General features: G+C 62.8%; 24 protein-coding genes and 1 pseudogene. 10 read left to right on the top strand and 15 right to left on the bottom strand.

Features of this window, described 5'->3' with window-relative positions; genetic code table 11:
• The first annotated feature begins 4 nt into the window (after positions 1-4).
• From EKH55_RS01670 to EKH55_RS01660, 3 genes and pseudogenes are all read left to right on the top strand, one after another.
• Positions 5-1,327, top strand: a complete 1,323-nt coding sequence (locus EKH55_RS01670; protein WP_069459415.1) for an MFS transporter — start codon at positions 5-7, stop codon at positions 1,325-1,327.
• Between the two features lie 31 nt (positions 1,328-1,358).
• Positions 1,359-1,795 (top strand): annotated as a pseudogene (locus EKH55_RS01665) (YqaA family protein).
• Between the two features lie 5 nt (positions 1,796-1,800).
• Positions 1,801-2,520, top strand: coding sequence for a nickel/cobalt transporter (locus tag EKH55_RS01660; protein ID WP_069459416.1), 720 nt, complete (start codon positions 1,801-1,803; stop codon positions 2,518-2,520).
• Positions 2,521-2,542: 22 nt separating this feature from the next.
• Here the strand turns inward: EKH55_RS01660 and EKH55_RS01655 are convergent, their stop codons facing one another.
• The gene (locus tag EKH55_RS01655) at positions 2,543-3,715 is read right to left on the bottom strand and encodes an MFS transporter (protein WP_192803732.1); all 1,173 of its coding nucleotides are present in this window, start codon (positions 3,713-3,715) and stop codon (positions 2,543-2,545) included.
• 346 nt (positions 3,716-4,061) lie between these two features.
• Between EKH55_RS01655 and EKH55_RS01650 the strand changes: the two genes are divergently transcribed.
• Positions 4,062-4,883, top strand: a complete 822-nt coding sequence (locus EKH55_RS01650) for a chromate resistance protein ChrB domain-containing protein (RefSeq protein ID WP_151610859.1) — start codon at positions 4,062-4,064, stop codon at positions 4,881-4,883.
• Positions 4,884-6,284 carry a chromate efflux transporter gene (gene chrA, locus EKH55_RS01645; protein ID WP_151610858.1) on the top strand — a complete coding sequence of 467 codons (1,401 nt, stop codon included), beginning with the start codon at positions 4,884-4,886 and terminating at the stop codon, positions 6,282-6,284. It abuts the gene before it with no gap.
• Between the two features lie 383 nt (positions 6,285-6,667).
• Here the strand turns inward: chrA and EKH55_RS01640 are convergent, their stop codons facing one another.
• From EKH55_RS01640 to EKH55_RS01630, 3 genes are all read right to left on the bottom strand, one after another.
• On the bottom strand, positions 6,668-6,970 hold the full coding sequence (locus EKH55_RS01640; RefSeq protein WP_151610857.1) for a cupredoxin domain-containing protein: 303 nt from the start codon (positions 6,968-6,970) through the stop codon (positions 6,668-6,670).
• A 156-nt stretch (positions 6,971-7,126) separates the two neighbouring features.
• Positions 7,127-7,492 (bottom strand): hypothetical protein, encoded by a 366-nt coding sequence (locus EKH55_RS01635; RefSeq protein ID WP_069459420.1) that lies wholly within the window; start codon positions 7,490-7,492, stop codon positions 7,127-7,129.
• Between the two features lie 81 nt (positions 7,493-7,573).
• Entirely contained in the window at positions 7,574-8,710 is a 1,137-nt protein-coding gene (locus tag EKH55_RS01630) for a fumarylacetoacetate hydrolase family protein (RefSeq protein ID WP_069459421.1), read from the bottom strand.
• A 251-nt stretch (positions 8,711-8,961) separates the two neighbouring features.
• Here EKH55_RS01630 and EKH55_RS01625 point away from each other — a divergent pair, with 251 nt between their 5' ends.
• Positions 8,962-9,264 carry a hypothetical protein gene (locus EKH55_RS01625; protein ID WP_151610856.1) on the top strand — a complete coding sequence of 101 codons (303 nt, stop codon included), beginning with the start codon at positions 8,962-8,964 and terminating at the stop codon, positions 9,262-9,264.
• A 100-nt stretch (positions 9,265-9,364) separates the two neighbouring features.
• Positions 9,365-9,919 (top strand): MgtC/SapB family protein, encoded by a 555-nt coding sequence (locus tag EKH55_RS01620; RefSeq protein ID WP_069459423.1) that lies wholly within the window; start codon positions 9,365-9,367, stop codon positions 9,917-9,919.
• A gap of 16 nt (positions 9,920-9,935) precedes the next feature.
• Here EKH55_RS01620 and EKH55_RS01615 read toward each other — a convergent pair whose 3' ends face one another.
• The 4 genes from EKH55_RS01615 to EKH55_RS01600 form a co-directional block, all read right to left on the bottom strand.
• Entirely contained in the window at positions 9,936-10,217 is a 282-nt protein-coding gene (locus tag EKH55_RS01615) for a hypothetical protein (protein ID WP_069459424.1), read from the bottom strand.
• A gap of 251 nt (positions 10,218-10,468) precedes the next feature.
• On the bottom strand, positions 10,469-11,722 hold the full coding sequence (locus EKH55_RS01610; RefSeq protein ID WP_069459425.1) for an NAD(P)/FAD-dependent oxidoreductase: 1,254 nt from the start codon (positions 11,720-11,722) through the stop codon (positions 10,469-10,471).
• A 32-nt stretch (positions 11,723-11,754) separates the two neighbouring features.
• Positions 11,755-12,036, bottom strand: a complete 282-nt coding sequence (locus EKH55_RS01605) for a YqhA family protein (protein WP_151610855.1) — start codon at positions 12,034-12,036, stop codon at positions 11,755-11,757.
• A gap of 178 nt (positions 12,037-12,214) precedes the next feature.
• On the bottom strand, positions 12,215-12,379 hold the full coding sequence (locus EKH55_RS01600) for a DUF1328 domain-containing protein (protein ID WP_069459427.1): 165 nt from the start codon (positions 12,377-12,379) through the stop codon (positions 12,215-12,217).
• Between the two features lie 212 nt (positions 12,380-12,591).
• On the opposite strand from EKH55_RS01600, the gene EKH55_RS01595 reads away from it, so the two are divergent.
• Both EKH55_RS01595 and EKH55_RS01590 read left to right on the top strand, forming a co-directional pair.
• The gene (locus EKH55_RS01595) at positions 12,592-12,786 is read left to right on the top strand and encodes a hypothetical protein (RefSeq protein ID WP_069459428.1); all 195 of its coding nucleotides are present in this window, start codon (positions 12,592-12,594) and stop codon (positions 12,784-12,786) included.
• Positions 12,787-13,061: 275 nt separating this feature from the next.
• Entirely contained in the window at positions 13,062-13,310 is a 249-nt protein-coding gene (locus EKH55_RS01590) for a YMGG-like glycine zipper-containing protein (RefSeq protein ID WP_069459429.1), read from the top strand.
• 252 nt (positions 13,311-13,562) lie between these two features.
• Here EKH55_RS01590 and EKH55_RS29280 read toward each other — a convergent pair whose 3' ends face one another.
• Complete coding sequence (locus EKH55_RS29280) at positions 13,563-13,739, bottom strand: NepR family anti-sigma factor (protein WP_165614726.1); 177 nt, start codon at positions 13,737-13,739, stop codon at positions 13,563-13,565.
• 169 nt (positions 13,740-13,908) lie between these two features.
• Between EKH55_RS29280 and EKH55_RS01585 the strand changes: the two genes are divergently transcribed.
• On the top strand, positions 13,909-14,706 hold the full coding sequence (locus EKH55_RS01585; protein WP_151610854.1) for a response regulator: 798 nt from the start codon (positions 13,909-13,911) through the stop codon (positions 14,704-14,706).
• A 101-nt stretch (positions 14,707-14,807) separates the two neighbouring features.
• Here the strand turns inward: EKH55_RS01585 and EKH55_RS01580 are convergent, their stop codons facing one another.
• The 6 genes from EKH55_RS01580 to EKH55_RS01555 form a co-directional block, all read right to left on the bottom strand.
• Positions 14,808-15,950 (bottom strand): AI-2E family transporter, encoded by a 1,143-nt coding sequence (locus EKH55_RS01580; protein ID WP_425353240.1) that lies wholly within the window; start codon positions 15,948-15,950, stop codon positions 14,808-14,810.
• Positions 15,951-16,340: 390 nt separating this feature from the next.
• Positions 16,341-16,685 carry a RidA family protein gene (locus EKH55_RS01575; protein WP_069459431.1) on the bottom strand — a complete coding sequence of 115 codons (345 nt, stop codon included), beginning with the start codon at positions 16,683-16,685 and terminating at the stop codon, positions 16,341-16,343.
• Between the two features lie 253 nt (positions 16,686-16,938).
• The gene (locus tag EKH55_RS01570) at positions 16,939-17,766 is read right to left on the bottom strand and encodes a dipeptide ABC transporter ATP-binding protein (RefSeq protein ID WP_151610853.1); all 828 of its coding nucleotides are present in this window, start codon (positions 17,764-17,766) and stop codon (positions 16,939-16,941) included.
• Positions 17,763-18,617 carry an ABC transporter ATP-binding protein gene (locus tag EKH55_RS01565; protein WP_083265366.1) on the bottom strand — a complete coding sequence of 285 codons (855 nt, stop codon included), beginning with the start codon at positions 18,615-18,617 and terminating at the stop codon, positions 17,763-17,765. The genes EKH55_RS01570 and EKH55_RS01565 overlap by 4 nt, the downstream gene beginning before the upstream one ends.
• A 1-nt stretch (position 18,618) precedes the next feature.
• Positions 18,619-19,527 carry an ABC transporter permease subunit gene (locus EKH55_RS01560; protein ID WP_069459433.1) on the bottom strand — a complete coding sequence of 303 codons (909 nt, stop codon included), beginning with the start codon at positions 19,525-19,527 and terminating at the stop codon, positions 18,619-18,621.
• 10 nt (positions 19,528-19,537) lie between these two features.
• Entirely contained in the window at positions 19,538-20,542 is a 1,005-nt protein-coding gene (locus EKH55_RS01555; RefSeq protein ID WP_069459434.1) for an ABC transporter permease subunit, read from the bottom strand.
• Positions 20,543-20,569 lie beyond the last annotated feature (27 nt).

Here is a 20,569-nt window from a genome sequence, read left to right as displayed (position 1 = left end):
TCTCGTGCTTGGCGTCCTGCGCAATCGCACGTACCGCCACCTGTTCCTGGCGCAGGTGATCGCGCTCGTCGGAACCGGTCTCGCCACCGTCGCGCTCGGGCTTCTCGCCTATGATCTTGCTGGACCCGATGCCGGAGCGGTGCTCGGCACGGCGCTCGCCATCAAAATGATCGCCTATGTCGGCGTTGCCCCTGTCGCGGCCGCCTTCGCCGAACGGCTGCCCCGGCGTGCGATGCTCGTCTACCTCGACCTTGTGCGCGCTGCGGTCGCGCTGTCGCTGCCCTTCGTGAGCGAGGTCTGGCAGGTCTATGTCCTGATCTTCATTCTGCAATCCGCGTCCGCCGGCTTTACGCCGACCTTCCAGGCGACGATTCCAGATGTCCTGCCCGACAAGGAGGAATATACCCGCGCCCTGTCGCTCTCGCGCCTCGCCTATGATCTCGAAAGCGTTGCGAGCCCCATGCTGGCGGCTGCCCTTCTGACGGTCGTCAGCTTCCACAGCCTGTTTGCCGGAACGGTCGTCGGCTTCCTCGCCTCGGCGGCCTTGGTCGTTTCGGTCGTTCTGCCGAGTCCGAAGGCGGCAGAACACCGCGGCATCTACGAGCGGACGACGCGTGGCCTGCGCATCTATCTCGCCACGCCGCGGCTGCGCGGCCTCTTCGCGCTCAACCTCGCGGTCGCAGCGGCCGGATCGATGGTCATCGTCAACACCGTGGTGCTGGTCCAGGCGCAATTCGGCCTTACTCAGCGTGAGACCGCCCTTGCGCTTGCGGCCTTTGGCGGTGGCTCGATGATCGCCGCACTTCTGCTGCCGCGTCTTCTCGATAAGACGGCTGATCGTACCGCCATGCTGGCGGGGGCGGTCGTTCTCGTCGCCGGGCTGTTCATCGGCGTCTTCGTGCCGAGCTTTGCGCTGCTGCTGCCGCTGTGGCTAACGATCGGCTTCGGCTATTCGCTGGCGCAGACGCCTACCGCCCGGCTCCTGCGTCGGTCGTCGCATCCGGAGGACAGGCCTGCGCTCTTTGCCGCACAGTTCGCGTTGTCGCATGCCTGCTGGCTGATCACCTATCCGCTGGCGGGATGGCTCGGCGCTACGATCGGCTTGCCGGCGACTTTTGCAGCGCTCGGAGCAATAGCCGTGGCCGCGGTTTTCATTGCGATGCGGCTCTGGCCGGCGCATGATCCAGACGAGGTTGAGCACGTCCACGTGACACTGGCCGATGGGCATCCGCACCTGATCGGGGCCGAACGTGTCGGCAACGGCCATCGCCATAGTCACGCCTATGTCATCGACAGCCGCCATCCCGAATGGCCATCGAGGCCATGAAATACGGATCAGCAACCTCCTCGACCATGAAATGACTGATCTCGCCGTTTACGCTGGCCTCTTTCTCGTGTCCTTTGCAGCGCCACGGTCCTGCCGATGCAATCGGAAGCGGTCCTCGCCGGCCTTCTCCTGACGGGCGACTATCCGCTTGCGGTACTGATCGGCGTGGCGAGCACTGGGAATGTGCTTGGGTCGACCGTCAATTGGCTGCTTGGCCGCGGCGTCGAGCACTTCGGCGACAGGTGCCGGTTTCCGGTAGGCCGGGGGACGCTCGATCGCGCCGGAAGGTGGTATAGACGCTATGGCCAGTGGTCGCTGCTCCTGAGCTGGATGCCGGTGATCGGCGATCCGCTCACCATTGCGGCGGGCATCATGAGGGAGCCGTTGGCGCGATTCCTGATTCTGGTCTCAATCGCCAATATCGGCCGCTATCTGGCGGTGGCGGCCAATTCCATGAACTGGGCATAGAGGCATTGCTGCAAGCGATCTTGGACATCCAGCGGGAGATCTATCTCGCCTTCGCCGAACATATCAAAACCTTCGCAAACGGCGGCGGCTGGACGGCCTTCCTCGCCTTCCTGCCCATGGGTATTGTTTTTGGCGCAGTGCATGCGATGACGCCCGGTCACAGCAAGGCCGTGCTTGCCACCTACCTGACCGGCGCTTCGGCGGGCATGCGGCGTGCGCTGATGGTCTCCCTGGCACTCTCCGCAACGCATGTGACGATGGCCGTAGCCATAGCCTTGTTCTCGCTGCCACTGGTGTCGGTGATGCTTGGGAGCGCCGGCTCGGCGCCGGTGCTCGAAGATCTGAGCCGGGGCCTGCTCGGCATGATCGGAGCCTGGATGCTGTGGAGCGCCTTCTTCCGCCCGCCACATGTTCACGGTGAAGGGGAAGGTGTCGCGGTCGGATTCATGGCCGGGCTGATCCCCTGCCCCTTGACGCTGTTCGTCATGACTTTCGCCATGTCGCGCGGCGTGCCCGTGGCCGGGATCATGTTTGCACTCGTCATGATGACGGGCGTGGCCCTCACCCTCTCCACGGTGGCACTCGCGACTGTCTTCTTCCGTACGCGGGTGGAGAAACTGCTGGCGACCCGGCACACCCTACTGGCCAAGATCTCGAAGGCTGTCGAGGCCCTCACAGGGCTGATCCTGGTGATCGTCGCAATGCGGGAGATCCTCGTTCGCTGACGAGGTTTCGCCGCCGATTGCGTCAGGATTCCTCCGGCGGCTTCAGCCGCCGGAACTGCATCAGCAACAGCAGATCGTAGACGATCTTCAATGCACCGCAGATGAGCAACGGCCATGCTCGGGACGAGGCGGCGAACAGAGCGCCCGCCAGGGCGGGGCTGGCCGCGGCGGCAAGACTGCGCGGCACCGAGGTGAAGCTTGCGGCGGCGGCCCGCTCCGCCTCTGTGACGACGGCCATCACGTAAGATGAGCGCGTCGGTACGTCCATCTGTGACAGTGCCGCCCGGACAAGCAGAAAGGCCAGTGCGAGGGGGAGTGTGGGCGAAATGGCCGCAAGTATCAAAGCGATGCTGGAGGGAACGTGCGTGAACACCATCGTGTTGATCAGGCCAATGCGTCTCGACATCCATGCGGCCACAGGAAACGAGAGAGCCGAGAGCAAGCCTGACCAGAAGAAGAAAACACCGGCCTCTGAAAGCGACAGGCCGAATCGCTCAAATAGCCAGAGAGCCAGCAGGGATTGGACGACGAAGCCGCCGGCGAAGGCGTCGAGACTGAATAGGGCCGCCAGCTTGAAAACGATGTGGCGCGACGGGCCGAGCGCGGCTGTGGCCCTCGCGTCTGGAGCCGGGCGGCGTGGGATCCGCGCGTAGAGCAAGCCGCCGAGCAGGCCCAGAAACGCGTAAAGGATGAACATGGCCCTGATGCCGCCAAGCCGTTCGAGACCAAAGGGGCCGAGAAGGTCGGGCACCGCTGCAGCGAGTCCACCTATGGCTCCGGCGAACGCGCCGACGAGGCTGTAGCGCGCGAACATGCTGGTTCGCTCACGCTCCGTCATTTCGCGCGTGAGCACGGCGTGCTCCAATGGCACGAACACGCTGACGCTGCCGGCCGACGGATTGATCGTGCCGGCAAACGCTATGACCAGAAGCAGCGCGTAGTCGTGGACAATGGCAAAGGCCACACCCGTCGCGATCATCAAGCTCGCGCCAGCCAGCAGAAGCTGGCGGTGATCGTGCCGGGCTCCGAGGAAGCCGACACATATCGTCAGCAGCGCGGAACCGAGGAGCGACGCGGTGGCGATGACACCGACTTCGAGCGGAGTAAATCCGAGGGTGAGTAGGTAGATCGGCAGCAGCACGGCGACGAAGCCGTCGCCGATGTCGCGCAGGGCGCGCGCCGCGAAAAGGAACATCGCCGGATGAATCCGCAGCACCGATCTGGTCTCTCGATCGTTGGTCGCTCGCTTCGGCCTTATGGCTCTAGCGGCTTACGAAAAGTCGAATTGAGATATGATGCCGAAATAGAGTCTTGGTTGCCAATGGCCCTCCTGCTTCAACCTTCCGGGCCAACCAAGTCGCCGCTCTAGGCGGATTATCGACGTCTTCCACGGTGATCAGGTCTCTGCGTTTCCTTCGAGCCGAGCGGCTTGACAGCGCCGGCCAAAGAGCGGAAAACACGGCGCATGGGGTTGCGATCACCCCACGAGGCGACAGCCGAAGTATCGCGTCCAATCAACCGCTCACACGGGAGGACGCGTCATGTCGTCACTTCTTGAAATTTCCCCCGAGAAACTTGTCCGCCTTGTCGGCACACCCAAGTGCCCCGCACTTATCGATGTCCGGATCGACGAGGATTTCGACGCCGATCCGCGTTTGGTGCCAGGCTCGATGCGGCGCGATTATCGCAACGTACAGGAGTGGGTTGCGGAGCTCGATCGCGACGCAGCGGTGGTCATCTGCCATCGCGGCAAGAAGCTCAGCTACGGTGTCGCCGCCTGGCTTCGCCACTATGGCATTGCCGCCGACGTGCTCGAAGGCGGCTTCGAAGGCTGGGCTGAGGGGGGCTATCCAGCCGTACCCGCTTCTGCAATACCGAAGCGGGATGCGAGCGGACACACGGTATGGGTGACAAGGGCGCGACCGAAGATCGACCGCATCGCCTGTCCATGGCTCATTCGCCGCTTCGTCGATCCGCAGGCAGTGTTCCTGTACGTGTCGCCGTCGGAGGTCGAGGTGGTGGGCGAGCGCTTCGGCGCGACGCCCTTTGACATAGATGCCCCGATCCGCTGGAGCCACGAGGGCGAGCTTTGCACCTTCGACGTCATGGTCGAGGAATTCGGTCTTTCGACCGAACCGCTGCAGCGGCTCGCCACGATCGTGCGCGGCGCGGACACCGCCCGCCTCGATCTCGCCCCAGAAGCGCCCGGTCTTTTGGCGGCATCACTCGGCCTGTCGCGTATGTATGCCGACGATCTTGAGCAACTGGAGGCCGGGATGCTGCTCTATGACGCCTTTTACCGCTGGTGCCGGGACGCTACCAACGAGACGCATAACTGGCCATCGCCGAAAAAGGATTCGTGAATGACCGAGACTGCAAACAGGGCCGCGCCGGGCACGGCGCGGCAGGAATACGCTCACGGGATTTCCTTCGGCGAGGCCGTACGGGTCTGGGCAAGAATTGCGGCCTTGAGTTTCGGCGGACCGGCCGGCCAAATTGCGGTGATGCACCGCATCCTTGTCGACGAAAAGCGCTGGATCGGCGAGCACCGTTTTCTGCATGCCTTGAACTACTGCATGCTGCTACCGGGACCCGAGGCGCAGCAGCTTGCCGTCTATATCGGCTGGCTCCTGCACCGCACCGCCGGCGGCCTCGTCGCCGGCACGCTGTTCGTGCTACCGGGGTTCCTCGCCATTCTCGGCCTGAGCTACATCTACGCCGCCTTCGGCAATGTCACCGTCGTCGAAGGGCTGTTCTTCGGCCTGAAGGCGGCGGTGCTCGCCGTCGTCGTTCATGCCGTCTTCCGGATCGGTGGCAGGGCGCTCAAGAACCGGCTGATGATCGGCATCGCGGCGGCCGCCTTCGTCGCCATTTTCTTCTTCCGCGTCCCCTTCCCGCTGATCATCTTGGCCGCGGGTGTATTCGGCTATGTCGGCGGCCGGTCTGGTTCGCCGCTCTTCCGGATTGGCGGCGGCCACAAGGCAGGGTCCAGTCCGGTCCTGAAGGACGAAGATTCGCTGCTCGGAGAGGAAATTCCGGCCCATGCCCGTCCGAACCTTTCCTGGTCCCTTCGCGTTTCGGCGGTGTTCTTCGCACTCTGGCTCGTTCCCTTGATGCTGCTTACAGCCTTCCTCGGCGTGGACGATGTCTTCACGAAGATCGGGCTGTTCTTCAGCCAGATGGCCGTCGTCACCTTTGGCGGAGCTTATGCCGTGCTCGCCTATGTCGCCCAGGAGGCGGTTCAGCATTACGGCTGGCTGGAGCCCGGCGAGATGCTCGACGGTCTCGGCATGGCCGAGACGACGCCTGGCCCGTTGATCATGGTGGTCCAGTTCGTCGGTTTCATGGGAGCCTACCGTGATCCGGGCTCGCTGAACCCGATGACGGGGGCGACGCTTGCGGCGATCCTGACGACCTGGGTGACCTTCGTTCCCTGCTTCCTTTGGATTTTCCTCGGAGCGCCCTTCATTGAGCGCCTTCGCAACAACGTGGCGCTGACCGGCGCAATGTCGGCAATTACCGCTGCTGTCGTCGGCGTAATCCTCAATCTTGCCGTCTGGTTCGGCCTGCACACGCTGTTTGCAGAGGTGGTGGCTTGGAGGCTCGGATGGCTTGCGCTCGACGTCCCCGATCCATCCTCACTGGTGTTGCCATCACTCGTGCTGACGGCGGCGGCCGCGGTCGCGATCTTCCGCTTCCGAGCTTCTATCATCGCGACGTTGCTTGCCTGCGCCGTCGCCGGACTCGTTTGGACTGTGATTTAGGTTGATGCCTCCCACCATTTGACGCTTGACGTTGCCGGGCTCACTCACGGCTCGATCAGCCCCCGTGCGTTCCTACCGTTCTTCTTCATCATTTGTTGCGGAGTGCTCACCCGCGAAGAAGCTATCTCGAGCGCAAATGCGGTGACACCTACCGCGCCAGCGAGACCCGCGTCCACACTTAGCTGTAGAGCAGACATGACTGGTTCTGGCCGCAAAGGGAAAGCTCGGAGCCGGCGACTGTTACGGAGCCCCTCGACCTCCTCGCCGAGCTGTGGGGTTTCGCATCTCCGGCGCTGATACCCGGCCGCCGCCCAGGGGCGCCAACAGCGCGATTTGCGTGTGTGGGCACGCGGCGACATCAATGCCGTATAGCCGCCCGTCCACTATTTCGCAGTGACGGTGCCTTTCATCGACGGGTGAATCACACATTTGAAGTCATGCCTACCAGCGGTGACGATCCGCACGGTGGCATTCTTGCCGCTGGCAAGCCGCCCGGTGTCGAAGGAGCCGTCCAGCGCCGTGGCGGTATGGCGTCTGGAATCGCCGTTGGTGAAGGTGATCGTGTCGCCGGCGGCGACATTCAGCTTGGCCGGATTGAATTTCATGCCCTTGATTTGGACGGCGTGACCGGCAGCATAGGCGGGCAAGGCAAGGGCAAAGATGGCAACTGTCAGGGCAATGCGCATGTGAGATTCCTCCTCCGGTTCCCATGCCACGTGGCAGCGGCGCTCTGCGGCGAGGGCGATTACTACCACTGACGCTTCAGATGGATGATTTATTCCCGACCTGCTGCTGTGAACCGAGAACCGAGGCCGCGCAAATTGGCGCGCTGGCGCCGCCCCTCACTCCGCCGAATTGAACCGCAGCGTAAACACCACCCCCGCGATCTCGTCGGCCACTTCCTGCGAGAACTCGAGCGGCATGCAACCCTCCAAGGCCGCGGTCGCGGCCGCGACGAAGGTCTTGCGTTGCGCCTCGTCGCCGGTCACGCGGACCGCGGTCGGCTGGGGCGGGCCCATGAGGCTGCCATCGGCGCGGAAGGCGAATTTGAGGGTGACGAAGGAGTCCTTGATGCCAGCGGGCGGGGTCCAGCATCTGCCGAGGGCATCGCTGACCTCGCCAACGGTGCGGAGCGGCTCCGCGAACAAAGGTCCCGCTTGTGAGAGGAGAAGCGCGCCGGACATGGCGCAGGCGACAAGCAATTTCATCTATCGATCGGCCCCGATTTCACTGCACCCGAGATTGCGACGGACTGCCCCCGGAGGCAATCCGCCGCGCCTCATACGCAGCTACAGCAGTCCCCGCTTTGCAAGATTGCGCATCAGCGCCGCCATGCCGAAGGTCCAGGGCGGGCAGTCGGTCGACAGCCGCACGCTGTTGACGAGGCTGCCGAGCGCCGGGCTCGAGATCGTCACCACGTCGCCGATCTGATGGGTGAAGCCCTGGCCGGGCTCGCCGCGGTCCTCGACCGGGGCGAAGAGCGTTCCCATGAAGAGCATCAGCCCGTCCGGATACTGGTGATGCGGGCCAATCGTCTGGGCGACGAGATCGAGCGGATCGCGGCTGATCTCGCGCATGGTGCTCGTGCCCTCGAGCCGGAAGCCATCCGGGCCTTCGATCAGGAGGTCGAGATCGGCCTTGCGCACGTCGTCGATCGAATAGGTCTCGTCGAAGAGGCGGATGAAGGGACCGATGGCGCAGGAGGCATTGTTGTCCTTCGCCTTTCCGAGGAGCAGGGCCGAGCGGCCCTCGACGTCGCGCAGGTTCACGTCGTTTCCTAGCGTCGCGCCCTTGACGCGGCCGTCGGCGGAGACCGCGAGCACGACCTCCGGCTCCGGATTGTTCCAGCGCGAGATCGGATGGAGCCCGACGGCAGCCCCGTAGCCGACTGCCGAGAGCGGCTGCGCCTTGGTGAAGACCTCCGCGTCCGGGCCGATGCCGACTTCCAGATATTGCGACCAGACGCCCTCCTCGATCAGCGCCTGCTTGACGCCCGCGGCTTCGGCAGAGCCGGCCTTGAGGTTGCGGAGGCTGTCGCCGATGATCGCCGCCATCCGCTGGCGGATCGCCTCGGCGCGCCCCGCGTCGCCAGCGGCACGTTCCTCGATGACGCGCTCGATCATCGAGCGGGCGAAGGTGACACCGCAGGCCTTGATGGCCTGCAGGTCCGATGGGGCAAGCAGGTGGATCTCGCCCGCCCCCCGCTCCGCCCCGGCCATGGCATCGGCAAGGGAAGCGAGGGCTTCGCCCGGCGCCGAACGGACGTGCGCCACGGGATCGTCGAGATCGAGAAGGTCGCGCATCGTCGGCACGGCACTGGAAGTGATGTCGATCAACACGCCGTTGCGGACGACCACAAGGCTTGGGCCGACATCCGGGCGCCAGACGCGGCCGACAAAGACGCCGGTTTCATAAGCCATCGTCATTCTCCGTCTCCCCTTGCATTTGAAAGCGGTTTTCGCAGCGGAACCGCCTGACTGTAGAGCACCTTCGATCGGCAACCGCCTGTTGCAGGCGACGCAAGTCGGAACCCTGCAATAGCTGAAACGTTTACCATTCGGCCGCCCGTCCTTGGCGGCCGCAATAGTACCTGATGGTCGAGTGCCCTGCGTCAGCCAACGCTGAAATGGCTGCCAATACTGCCGCCGACAGGGCATCGGTAGAAAGGATGAGTGCCATGACCCGAGAGGAACAATCAAGAGCCAGATCGCCGGAAGAGCGGGAGATCCAGCCTTCACAACCGCTCGCCGAACGCGAAACGGGCATCACTCGCGGCACCTGGCTGCTCTTGTCCGCGCTGCTCGTCGGAATCGTGATTGCGCTCTTTGCCTGGCTACCCGCGGAACTGACGAGAGGCGTCGAGGACGTTCCGGAAACCACCTCATCCACGACCGTCGAGCCGGCGCAGCCGGCCACCCTTACCCCTCCGGGCGATGAAGCGGCACCGGAGTCGCCGGAAACGGCACCGACGGCCCAATGATGCAGCTGGGCTTCGCGTCCGCGGGACGGTGTCTCGCGCTTCTCCGGTCGCAGAAGCGGCGGAAGTGCGCCGCCGCCCCGGGCGAGGGTGGCGCGGTTCGATGAACGAGATCGTCGCCGATATCTTTTCCGCGACCCATACGCCCTATCAGGTCGTCCTCGCGCGCCTCAGCGGCGCTATCCTGCTCGGAGCGCTGATCGGCGTCGAACGGGAAAGGCGGCAGCGCCCGGCCGGTCTGAGGACACACATTCTCGTAAGCCTGGCATCCGCTGTGTTCGCGATCCTGGCGATCGAGAGCGTCCACATGGCGAGCCTCTCCGGGCCCGAGGTCCGCATCGATCCGATCCGAGTCCTCGAGGCTGTGACGGCGGGCGTCGCATTTCTCGCCGCCGGCATGATCGTTTTTTCCAGGGGCGAAGTCAGGGGCCTGACCACCGGTGCCGGCATGTGGCTTGCCGGCGCCGTGGGACTGGCGATCGGCTTCGGCTTCTGGTGGATCGCGGCCTTCGCCGCCTTTGCGAGCCTGGTCGTGCTCCTGGTTCTCGGCCGGCTCGAGGTCGCCCTGGACTGGAAGTCGCCGGACGAGTTCGCCGGAACCGCGGACGGGCAACGGGGGGACGCGGAGACCCCGGCGAGCGACGACGAGAGAAAATGAGCCCGTCTCTTGGGCGTCAGGCTCTTGGATGTCGGGCGAGTTCACTTGTCCCAAGGACGACAGCAGAATTTGCCGGGACTCGCGCGCCGATGGGCCGTGCGCCCGCATTGACGATCGGCTGCCTATGGCGATGACCGTGCAGCATCGCAATCGCGCGCACCGCGTCCTCCGGCTTCGCAAAGGTTTTACCGTCCAGTGGCCAGACGCTGTACTTGACGGCGATAAAACGAAACTGGTCGCTCGCCGGCACCAACGCGGCGACAGCCTCGCCGGCGAATTCGATCGTGTGTTTGCGCATTCCTTGAGATCCTCCCTGCGCCTCGAAAGGCGTACCGGCTGTCGGCTGGGCACAGATCTAGCGTCCGCCTCTATCCTTCAGCGATGGTAAAACACCTCACACGCTCGTTGGTTCCGATGGAAATCAACAAAATTTCGACCGGTCGCACCGAGGCGGATATGCCGCGGCCGGAGAGCGCGGGAAGCCCCGGTTCGCGCTCGCATAATCGGCTTGTCGCACGGGCGCGGCGAGATCATTCCGCCCCTGCAAGCTCAGGCGAGGAAGCGATCGGGCCTGTAGGGAAGGATATCAATCACCGTCTTCTCGCCGGTCATGGCCTCGGACAGCGCCCGACCAGTCACCGGGCCGAGGGTCATGCCGTGATGGGCATGGCCGAAGGCGAACCAGAGCCCCTCGTGCCTCGGCGCCCTGCCGATGATCGGCATCATGTCGGGCGTGCAGGGGCGTGCCCCCATCCACGGTTCCTCGTCGCGGCGTTCGGCCAGCGGGAAAAACTCGCGCGCGACCCGCTCCGCCCGGGTCAATTGCACCGGCGTCTTCGGCGCATCGCGCCGGGCAAATTCGGCGCCGGTCGTCAGCCGGATGCCGCGCAGCATCGGCGCCAGGAAATAGCCCATCTCCTCGTCGAGCACCCAATTGTTGAGCTGAGCACCGTCCCTGGTGCCGTAATGCATGTGATAGCCGCGTTTCACCGCGAGCGGGAAGTGATAGCCGAGCTTGCGAGTTACGGTATCGGCCCAGGGCCCGAGGGCGACGACGACCTCGCGACTCTCCATGGGACCCTCGGGTGTCGCCACGCGCCAGCCGGCACCCTCGAGAATGTGCTCGAGGGTTGCCGCGTCGCCCGAGACGAGGCGACCGCCGAGCGACTGGAAATAGGCGAGATAGGCCTTGTTCAGGCCATGCGGGTCGCGGATCGACCACGGATCGGTCCAGCGCAGGCCGCCGGCGAGTTCCACCTGGATGGATGGCTCCATGGTCTTCAACTCGCTGGCAGAAAGTTTCTGATGGCTGACGCCGAAGCCGGCGGAGAGCGCTTCGGCGTCCTTGTAGGCGGCGTCGCGCTCCTTTTCCGTGCGAAACACCTTCATCCAGCCGTTCTTGCAGATGAGATCGCCCGCGCCGGAGGCTGCGATCAGATCCTCATGCTCCGCGATCGAATTCTCGATGAGCGGAGCGTAGAGGTTGGCGATCCGCCGATGCTGGGTAAAGCCCGAGTGCCACCAGTAGCGCGCCAGGAACGGCACCAGCCCCGGCAGAGCCCGGAAATGGTAGCTCGCATCGATGGTATTGTTCAGCGCGTAGCGGAACAGAGCGCCGAAATCATGCGGGAAGCCGTAGGGAAAGACACCTTCGCGCTGGATGAGGCCGGCGTTGCCGTAGGAGGTCTCCTCCCCCGGGCCGCGCCGGTCGAGAAGCACCACCGACTTTCCACGCCGCGCCAGATGAATCGCCGCGGAAATGCCGACGATCCCGGCACCGAGGACCACTATGTCAGTCTTCATGAACACCTGCCCCGCTTACATTCAACTATTGGCTATAGCCGCGCTATTTCCGCTTCACCGAAGCGGCTGAGGAAATTCTCGTACCCGAACATCATCTCCACGCCGACGAGACCCGCAACAAGCGCCGTGTCGCCTGGCCCGGACACCGCGAGGATCATATCGGCACCGTCATAAACGATCACCGCCTTCAGGAACTTGAAAAGGAAGGAAACGCCGTAGAGCACGAGGGCCGCGACAAGTCCGGGATAGAACACGGCCAGCGACCATCGGCTCGAAAGGATGGGTCGCTCGACAATAATTTGCAGGAACTGCATCGGGCTCGCCATTCGGATGCGTGCGAAAGGTATTCGCATGAATAGCCAAGCCAGCGGGTAAGGGCAAGGGAACGGGCCCGCCGACAAAATACAAAAAGGGGCAGTGGCACACTTAGCCCTTCTTTACCGCCCCTGCGGCTTATCAAAAGACGGCAGCTTTACAAACGGACGCTTTCCATCATGTTCGTCGGATAAATCCTGCGACGAGCGAGATCACCAGGAGCACGAGGAACAGGAAGAACAGAACCTGGGCTATACCAGCCGAAGCGCCGGCGATTCCGCCAAAACCGAGTACACCGGCAATGATGGCGATAACTAGAAAGATGAGTGCATAGTAGAGCATATTCCATCTCCTTGCCTGCGTTGCTGAACTCGAAACGCGCGGGATCTCATCTTTGTTCCGGGAGCAAACTCCTGCTCGACACTTCGGATTTTCTGAACATCAGGGGCAAATGGCGGCAAAACATGCCCTTCTCGGGCTCCAAGGACATACCCAGGCGGCAGGAACCTTCGGCTCGTCGGGACGTTTGACCATGACCAAGCACTGGAAATGAAATGGTGATTCCTTCGCGCCATATCTGGAAGACAGTGGCGACCATCGCCGGATACCGAGCGGATTTGCGCAAGCACAATCTGCATATCGGCAGGACGATGCGCGACCTTGAAACGCATACGGAAGGAAAGCCCAACAAGCGGATCCAGGCTCTACTTGAGGAACTTGAGACAGCCGAGCGGAAAAGACAGAACTAGTCTTGACCGGGATTTCACAACAAGCATGCGCCACTGTCGCTCGACACGCGGAACAAAAGGCGTCATTCGGCGTTTGCACGGCGATAACAAGCGCCGCGGCGGCGCTCTTTATCCACATGGGAGAAGAGGATGCGAGCCTTCGCTGCGCTGTCACTTCAAACATCCACGGGTATACGCCGTGCACTCAGCGACAGCAGGCTTGGACTCGCAGTAAACCGGATGAAGCAAATCCGGAATCCTCTTAAATCAGTAGAACCAAAGGATAGGAACGTGTCATGAAGAAAATGCTTCTCGTTGCAGCTCTCATCCTTCCCTTGGCAGCCTGCACCCAGACGGAAAAGGGTGCGGCAGTCGGTGCCACCTCAGGCGCGATCATCGGTGGAGTCGTGGGCGGCGATGTCGAAGGTGCTGCGGTCGGCGCAGCGGTCGGCGGCGTTGCAGGTGCCTTGATCGGCCGCGCGAGCGAACCGGGCTATTGTATCTATCGCGACCGCTACGGCCGCCGCTACACCGCCCGCTGCTAAGCGGATTTCCGCGAAAGCGTCCCAGGGTTCCGCGATCAGTGCCTGCCGCAAACCTGAGGAATCTACGCAGATAGTCATGGGTAACCCCGTGACTATCTGCTATTAAGCACCTTTGTGCGTTCAAGTTGTAAAGGCCTACTCGAATTCGGAACCGAGGATGAAGTTGGCGTGGGTCAGAGCGGTTTTCGCAAGGCAGGCACCCGCCCGTCGCGTGTTTTACGCGACCCTGCCCGCCCCTGGAGCACCGGAGCGTCAGTCGCCCGAGTGGTTCCGTTCGGCCTCGTCGAGTCGCCGAAGAAGGTCGAGGAAATGCTGCGGCACGGGCTCGTCCTCGACCGCCCCATAGAGCGCCTTCAGCTTCGACACGATGTGGGCATGGGGATCCCGGCTTTCGGCGCCTCGCGTACCTCCCCTCGAGGAGCCCTTCATTGCGGGAACCCACGCACCGTGCCGGCCGCTGTCGAGATAAATGCCGTCATCGATTGCTCAATTCCCTCCGCATTCCCAAAGACGTGATCGACACCTTGACGTATCCCGCCGCATGCCCCACCGTCTGCAAAATCGGGATCGTAACGCACAATAGTTTAGGAAGGTCTAAATGTCACTTTCCACCAGAATTGCGCCCCATCTTCCTTATCTGCGACGCTATGCTCGGGCCGTCACCGGCTCGCAAGCGGCAGGCGATGCCTATGTCGCCGCCGTGCTGGAAGAACTCATCGACGATGTCAGCCTCTTCCCAACGGCTTCCAATGACCGAATCGGCCTCTACAAGCTGTTCTGCTCGCTTTTCGACAAGCTGAAGGTCGACCGATCCCAGTTGGTGTCGTCGTATGCCTGGGAACGGAGGGCCGCGGCCAATCTGTCGCTGATCGCGCCCGCACCCCGGCAGGCGTTCCTGCTCGTCGCGGTCGAAGGGTTTTCGATGGACGAGGCGGCCGAAATCATGTCTCTTGACCAGAGCGGATTTTCCACGCTGCTTTCCAGTGCGTCGGAAGAAATCTCGCAGCAGGTCGCAACAGATGTCCTGATCATCGAGGACGAGCCGCTCATCGCGATGGATATCGAGGATATGGTCGAAAGCCTCGGACATCGGGTGACGGGAATTGCCCGCACGCATAAGGAGGCGCTCGACCTCTATCACAAGACATCCCCCAAGATGGTGCTTGCGGACATTCAGCTTGCCGACGGCAGCTCCGGGATTGACGCGGTCAACGAAATTCTCACGGAAGCGGCCGTCCCGGTGATCTTCATCACCGCCTTCCCGGAACGGCTTCTGACCGGCAACAAACCTGAGCCTGCCTTCCTGGTAACCAAGCCGTTCAATCCGGAAATGGTGAAGGCGCTGATCAGCCAGGCGCTGTTTTTCGACGAACAGGCCCATGCGGGGCATCGCTGATAGCCACGAAACGCGGCGGCTGCATTCTCGCGACCGACAGCGCCGCGCATCCTATCAGACGCGCAGGAAGCAAGGTCAGATTACGGAGACATGCAGTAGCATTACCCCGGCAGTTGAGGCTCGCTAGACGTGTCGCGGACCTGCTCGAAGATCGTCATCCCAATCAGCGCAAGCGGCATGGCGAGAATGGCCCCGACCGCACCCCACATCCATGTCCAGAAGATGATCGCGATGAAAATGAGGAACGGGTTCATTTCGAAGCGTTGGCCGAGGATTGCCGGCACGATCAGGTTCTCCATCGTCAGGTGAATGACGGTGAAGGCGATCACCGGCGCCAGGGCAACGATCAGCGCGTCGTGGATCATCAAGCCGCCGACCAGCAGGGAAAGTGTCATCAAGGTCACCCCGAGATAGGGAATGTAGCTCGAGACGAAGGCGAAGAGGCCCCAGAGCGGCGCCATAGGCAGGCCCCCGACCAGGGCAATCACCATCGTGAACACGCCAAGCGCCATATAGATCAGGCTCGTGGTCGCGAAGTACCGCGTAAGGGCCTCCTCGATCGCATTCATAATCCGGATTGCGCCTAGACGCCCGTCGCGGCTCGGGACCGCCAGAATGATCGTGCTGCGCAGATGGATCCGGCCAAGCAGGAACAGGACGAGCGCCGCCAGGAATACCAGGGTTTGAATGAGCGCCGGCGTGAGGCTGGTGGCGACGGTGCCGAGAAGCGGACCCGCATTTTCCACCGCGGCATCGGCGAGCGCCTCCTCGCTTGCCCCTCGGGCGAGCGCCAGCCGCAGCCAGCTAAAGCGATTGAAGAACGGCAAGACCCGTTCGATGATGTTCTCCGCCAGTCGCGGGGCTTCGCTCGCTACCTCCGTGACGGCCACGAGAAGGGCGTTCACCAGGAAGAACAATCCGACGACGAAGCAGAGCGCCAAAAGCAGGCCGCCGAGAAGCGGCGGCAAGCCGAAGCGGGTCAATCCATCCGCCGCCCTGCCCAGTACGATGCCGACGATGATCGCAAAGGCTATCGGCACCAGCACCGCCGCCAGCGCGGAAAGGGCGGACGCACAAGCGATGACGAACAGGCCCACTATGCTGCAGACAACCAGCGGGTCCATGCCCCCATGGCCGGGCGCAAGTGCCGTCCGGGCCTCGCCCGCAGCAACCTCGTCGGCTACAACGTTCCGGGCGTCGCGCCGGCGTGCGTCAAGCGCCATTGCGTCTTTTTCCGTGTCCACCGGTACCTTCTTCAACGAAGTCTCTCCGAGAGAACCGAATGCGTAACTCTTGCAGGACAAGCCGTTGTTTCAAGCTGTCCCTTCAGGAACTGCAACGCATCACGGTAAGTGGTCCAACCCCATCACCATCCCGCATCGCGTAAGCCATAGAGTACGCAAGGCACCGGTCACATGCGGGGTTGCTGAGAAACGCATCGATCGGAAAATCGTTCCTGTTAAGCGACGTCCCCTCAAATCCACCTCGGTCTCGCGCATCGATTTTCGGAATTGCGCGGATTCGAAAAGACGCGCGACGCCGTAAGGACAAAGACATGCAGCCGCAAAAGCAAGACGCCGCCGGCGTGGCAACCGGCGGCGTACCCGCAATGACTAGTTCAATGGCAGCAGGTCTTACAGCGCCGCCGTGACGATCACCTCGACGAGATATTCAGGCGTCGCAAGCTTTGCTTCGCCGGTGGCGCGGGCTGGCGTGTGACCCTGCGGGACCCATACATCCCAGACGGAGTTCATCTTGGCAAAGTCGGCCATATCGGCGAGCCAGACCGTTGCCGAAAGGATGCGCGTCTTGTCCGTGCCGGCAAGCGCGAGCAGGCGATCGACTTCGGCGAGCGCCTGCTTCGTCTGGGTGGCGACGTCGTCACCGGCGTTGCCGACCTGACCGGCCAGGTAGACCGTATTATTGTGTACAACGGCCTGGCTCATCCGCGGGCCGGTTTCGAAGCGCTTGATTTCCATAATCCTCATCCTGATGTTGGGGCCGGGCAGGAATATGCCGGCCGGGAATGGCTGACCGCCGCAGGGCCTTTTCACTGCGGCGCCGTAGCGTCAATCGGAGGCGCAAAGGTGCGGCAGCAGCTACAATCCCGACATGTCCTCTTCCTCAACTGGCGGTCGATTCAGCAGGACATGCGGTCGGGGCGGCGAAGCTCTACATGATCGGGAGGAGAACTCCAAGAAGTTGTCTCCTTCCGTCGAAAAGAGACGTGGCTCAGGCCGCATTCTTGCGTGCCAGCCGCGCCTTGATGCTGGCCACGTCGGCGCGCGGCGTGGCCGCAAACAATGTCTTCGTATAGCTATGCTGCGGGTCGGAAAACACCGCGTCGCGGCTGCCATATTCCACCGCCTCACCGAAATACATCACCATCACGTCATCGGCGATGTAGCGCACCACCGACAGGTCATGGCTGATGAAGACATAGGTGAGCTGGAATTCATCCTGCAGGTCCGCGAGCAGGTTCAGGACCTGCGCCTGGACGGAAAGATCTAGCGCCGACACCGGTTCGTCCAGTACCAGAAGTTTCGGGTTGAGCATGAGAGCGCGGGCGATCGCGACGCGTTGCCGCTGCCCGCCGGAGAACATGTGCGGATAGCGATTATAGTGCTTCTCCTCGAGACCGACCTTCTTGAGCATGGCCATCGCCCGGTCGCGGCGCTCGTTTGCCGGCACCTTGGTATTGATGACGAGCGGCTCGGTCAGGATATCGCCGATCTTCTGGCGCGGATTCAAGGAGCCATACGGGTTCTGGAAAATGATCTGCACCTTGCGGCGCATCTCCGACGTCAGCCCCTCCCGGGCGATGTCGACCTTGCGACCGTCGATCAGCAGCTCACCGGCCGTTGCCGGATCGATCAGCGTGAGGATGCGCCCGAGCGTCGACTTGCCGCAGCCGCTTTCGCCGACGATCGCAAGCGTCTTGCCTTCATCAAGCGTGAAGCTGACGCCCTTCAGCGCGTGAACGGTGCGCGCCTTGCGGAAAAGGCTGCCGGGCACATGATAGTCGCGCGCGAGATTCCGGGCTTCGAGAACAGGGGTCATCGCGCGGCTCCCTCGAGGATCTGCTGATCGTTGAACAGTTCGGAGATCGTCGGCAGCCGGTCGCCGGTCGCGTTTTCCGGGAGCGCCGCAAGCAGCGCGCGCGTGTAATTGCTCTTCGGCGCTTCGAACAGCGACAGCACGTCCGCCTCTTCGATCTTGCGGCCCTTGTACTGTACGACGACGCGATCCGCCGTCTCCGCCACGACTCCCATATTGTGGGTGATCATGATGAGACCCATGCCATGCTTTGCCTGCAACCTCATCAAAAGATCGAGAATTTGCTTCTGGATCGTCACGTCCAGCGCCGTCGTCGGCTCGTCGGCGATCAGGAGTTTCGGATTGCAGGCAAGCGCGATCGCGATCATCACGCGCTGGCACTGGCCGCCCGACATCTGGTGTGGGAAATGGCCGAGGCGCTCGGCCGGATCGGGGATGCCGACGGCTTCGAAGAGCTCGATTGCCCGTTTGCGCCGCGCCGCCCGGTCGAGCCGCATATGGATGCGCAGCACTTCCTCGATCTGGAAACCGACCGTGAAGCACGGATTGAGGCTCGCAATCGGCTCCTGGAAGATCATCGCGATCTCCTTGCCGATGATCTTGCGCCGCTCGGCGGCCGACATGGTCAGAAGATCCCGTCCGTCGAAGGTGAGCTTGTCCGCCGTGACATTCGCGGTCCAAGGCAGGAGACCCATTGCAGCAAGCATGGAGACGGATTTGCCCGACCCGGATTCTCCGACGATCGCCAGCACCTCGCGCTCGTGGACCTTGAGCGACACGCCGTCGACCGCCCGGAACAGGCCCGAAGCCGTCTGGAATTCGACGACGAGGTTTTCAATTTCGAGTAGCGCCATGTCAGGACCTCTTCAGCTTCGGGTCGAGCGCATCACGCAGGCCGTCGCCCATCAGATTGATTGCCAGCACGGTCAACAGGATCGCGAGACCGGGAAGCGTGACCACCCACCAGGCGCGCAGGATGAATTCGCGCGCCTCCGCGAGCATGGTTCCCCATTCCGGCATCGGCGGCTGCGCGCCCATGCCGAGGAAGCCGAGCGCCGCGGCATCGAGGATTGCACTCGAGAACGACAGCGTCGCCTGGACGATCAGCGGCGCCATGCAATTGGGCAGGATCGTCTTGAACATCAGCCTGAGGTGCCCTGCGCCGGCGACCTTTGCCGCGACGACATAGTCGCGGGTTTTCTCAGCCATTACCGCCGCACGCGTCAGGCGGACGAAATGCGGCTGGAAGACGAGGGCGATGGCGATCATGGCATTGGTGAGGCCCGGCCCGAGTACCGCCACGAGAACGAGCGCGAGCAGCAGCGACGGGAAGGCCAGGATGATGTCCATGATCCGCATGATGAAGGTGTCGACCCAGCCGCGGAAATAGCCGGCGACGACGCCGACCAGGATACCGCCCGTCAAGGAGAGGGTCGTCACGATGACGCCGACGAACAGCGAGAAGCGGGTGCCGTAGATGAGGCGCGAGAGCATGTCCCGGCCGACGGCATCGGTGCCGAGAAGGAACTCGAGCCGGCCCCCCTCCTCCCAAAAAGGCGGGAGCAGAACGGACTGGCGGAACTGGATGGTCGGGTCATGCGGCGCGACGAGCGGCGCGGCCAGGGCGAGCACCACCAGGAACAGGAAAAACACCAATCCGATAACGGCACCCCGGTTTTCCGAGAAATAGAACCAGAACTCGGCGAGCCTCGCCCGGCGGGAGGGATCGGTCGATATCGACGTATCGATAGTGACTTCGGTCATATCGTCCTCCTCAATGCCGGATGCGCGGGTTGATAAGGCCGTAGAGCAGATCCACGGCGAGGTTCACCAGCATGATGACGCCAGCGATGATCAAGAGCCCGCCCTGAATGACGGCATAGTCGCGCCGGAATACGGAATCGACCATCCATTTGCCGATTCCCGGCCAGGAGAAGATCGTTTCCGTCAGGATGGCGCCCGCCAGCATGACGCCGACCTGGAGGCCGATCGTGGTGACGACCGGAATCATGGCATTGCGCAGCGCGTGGATACCGACGACCCGGAAGGTGGAGAGCCCTTTCGCGCGGGCGGTGCGCACATAGTCCTCGGAAAGCACCTCCAGCATCGCCGAGCGCGTCTGGCGGGCGATGACGGCAAGCGGAATGGTACCGAGCACGATCGTCGGCAAAATCAGGTGATTGAAGGCGGACTGGAACGCGCCCTCCTGCCCCGACAAGAGGGAGTCGATCAGCATGAAACCGGTGACCGACGGAAAGAAGAACATGAGCGATATACGGCCGGAAACCGGAGTCCACTGCAAAATGCCGGAAACGACGATGATCAGCAGCAGGCCCCACCAGAAGATCGGCATCGAGAATCCAACCAGCGCCGTGCCCATGATGATCTGATCGATGACCGAGCCGCGCTTGATGGCGGCGATCACGCCCGCGGGAATGCCGAGAACGATGGCAAAGACGATCGCGCAGATCGACAGTTCGACCGTCGCGGGGAAAAGTTCGAAGAACTGGTCGATTACCGGCCTCTTGGTGACGATCGACACGCCGAAATCGCCGCGCACAACACCCCAAAGATAATCGAGATACTGCACGACGATCGGCCGATCGAAGCCGAGTTGGTGGGATATTTCGGCATGCCGCTCCGGCGACATGACCCGCTCTCCCGAAAGCAGCGCCACAGGGTCGCCGGGAAGGAGACGGATGAAGGAGAAGGCGATGATGGAGACGCCGATGAACGTCGGAATCAGCACCGCCAGTCGCCCCAGCAAGAATCGGAACATAGTCAAACCTCATGCCATGGTGCGCGG

It is taken from the genome of Sinorhizobium alkalisoli (genome assembly GCF_008932245.1).
Classification (GTDB): domain Bacteria; phylum Pseudomonadota; class Alphaproteobacteria; order Rhizobiales; family Rhizobiaceae; genus Sinorhizobium; species Sinorhizobium alkalisoli.
The sequence above is the reverse complement of the archived record's forward strand: the minus strand, read 5'-3'. Positions and strand labels throughout refer to the sequence as shown.